The 1,925-nt window shown below is 37.7% G+C and carries 3 protein-coding genes; 2 read left to right on the top strand and 1 reads right to left on the bottom strand.

Annotated elements, in window-relative coordinates; translation table 11 throughout:
* A partial coding sequence (locus ABDH28_00115) for a homoserine dehydrogenase (protein ID MEN2997433.1) occupies nt 1–247 on the bottom strand: 247 nt, incomplete at its 3' end.
* A gap of 62 nt (nt 248–309) precedes the next feature.
* Between ABDH28_00115 and ABDH28_00110 the strand changes: the two genes are divergently transcribed.
* Nucleotides 310–537, top strand: a complete 228-nt coding sequence (locus tag ABDH28_00110; GenBank protein ID MEN2997432.1) for a hypothetical protein — start codon at nt 310–312, stop codon at nt 535–537.
* Between the two features lie 173 nt (nt 538–710).
* On the top strand, nt 711–1,925 hold a 1,215-nt coding region (locus ABDH28_00105), incomplete at its 3' end, for a hypothetical protein (GenBank protein ID MEN2997431.1).

Here is a 1,925-nt window from a genome sequence, read left to right as displayed (position 1 = left end):
CTATTCCACCAACTAGTTCCACAACTATACTAACTTCTTTATCATTTATGATCTCGTTGTAATCAGAAGTTTTTTTTGAGTAGAGTATCTCAACACCACTGCTACGGAATGTTTTGATTGCTACATACTTAAGTTCAATATCAACACCTGCTCTTTTCTTTATTAACTCTCTACTACTCTGGAGTATATCAACAACACCTCCACCCACAACCCCAAAGCCAACAACTCCTACGCAAACCTTGTTCATATTAAGGGTCATTTTATAGCAAAGTCAAGAGTCTATACAAATTTACTTAGAGGGGGGTTGAGATCTGTAGGAGTAGGATGGAGGTGGAGCAGAGTTTTAGGAACATGAAGGGGGATTTGGGAAGAGGTAGTGTAATGGTTAGGGGTTTTGGGAAGATTGTTAAGTTTCTGTTTCTAATGGCTGTTGCAATAGGTATTGGTTTGGTAGAGGGGAGGGTGTTGAGAGGTGAGGAGGTGGTTAGGTATTCTAGGTTTTTGTATTTTTCTGTCTTCTGGGCAGGGCTGGTGTGATAGGGTCGGGGGAGGAAGATTTGAGGGTTGCTTATGTAAGTTGTGTAAATGAGGTACTCAAAATACTTTTTCACAAAAAAACCAACACTCTTGACCAAACTTTAGTTTCAAAACTATTGAAAATGGATTTTTTATTTTTTATAATCTTCCAAAGTTTGATAGGGGAGGCAGGTATGCGATCTGCTAGGACATGTTTATACTTATGTGTTATCTCCTTAGTTTTGTTTGTTTCCGATGCTTTTGGAGTTACTGCATCTAATAAGAATATAGTCATTAGAGTTTTAGGTAGTTGGGATCCTTTTGCGATGGGATGGGAGCCTGATGAACTTTTGATTTCTCCTACTAACGTTTTGAATAAACCACTTGGTGCCATAGTTGATCAAAATGATTTAACAAATAATGGAGGTAGGATGCTTACTTATTTTGGTTTTCCATATCAAAACAAATGTGAAGCAACTAATGATTCAGCTTATCCAGGTAGGGAAACGGATAATTTAACTAAAGCAGAGCTTTCAGAGTTATGGCTTACTTGGGATACTAATGCTATTTACTTTGCTGTAAGGGGACAAACGGCAGGAAGACGTAATAACCTAATGATATACTTTGATAGAGAACCAAATAAGGGTAGAACAAGTTTTGTTGAAGATATTGTTCTTTGGAGGAGAGGAGTCTTCTTTTCAGGTTTTGACCCTGATATGTACATTGGTTTCTGGAATCCAGACGATAAAGTTGAGTTTGATATAAATCCTGATAAAAGCAAAGGCGGAGTTCAACTTTTATCTATAGCAGGTAATGATGAGGATGCATGGATAAGTAGTTATAGCGAGGGTGGACTATCGGGAACTCCTAATATGAATACTAATATCTTTAACTTTTTCTTTAATGGCGAGTTTGAACCTGATATGTTCAAAAGGGTTGTTATTGGTAAGATAGCTTGGAGTTTCTTTTTTACGAATGTTAATCCAACTAATATGTGGTTAAAGATAGCAGTTGCTACGACGGGTCCCGATAGTGGTAACTATAACTATGAGTATATGCCAGATAATTCTACACCTGTAAACCCTTCATTCAAGTCTGTTGAGGATAACTTTGTGATGGTGAGAGTTACTGATGGTGATGCAAAACCTAGAATTGGTGTTAACGTTCGTAATGAAGCATACGTTAACTTCTATCCAGGGGTTAAGATTGAGGCAGACAAATCTCCAAGGTTCTATATGAAGGTTGTTAGAGGAGGTTTATCTGGTAAGGAGAGTGATGCTCCAAAGGTATTTGCTCCAGCAAAGGGTGATAAGGTAAGGATTACGATTGGTATAGAGAAGGATACTGACTTCTTTGCTCAAGGATACATAAAGATATACGATGAGAGAGGTAATCTCGTAAGAACTATA

This window comes from Brevinematia bacterium (genome assembly GCA_039630355.1).
Taxonomy (GTDB): Bacteria; Spirochaetota; Brevinematia; order DTOW01; family DTOW01; genus SKYB106.
Note: the sequence above shows the minus strand (reverse complement) of the source record. Positions and strands in the feature narration are given on the sequence as shown.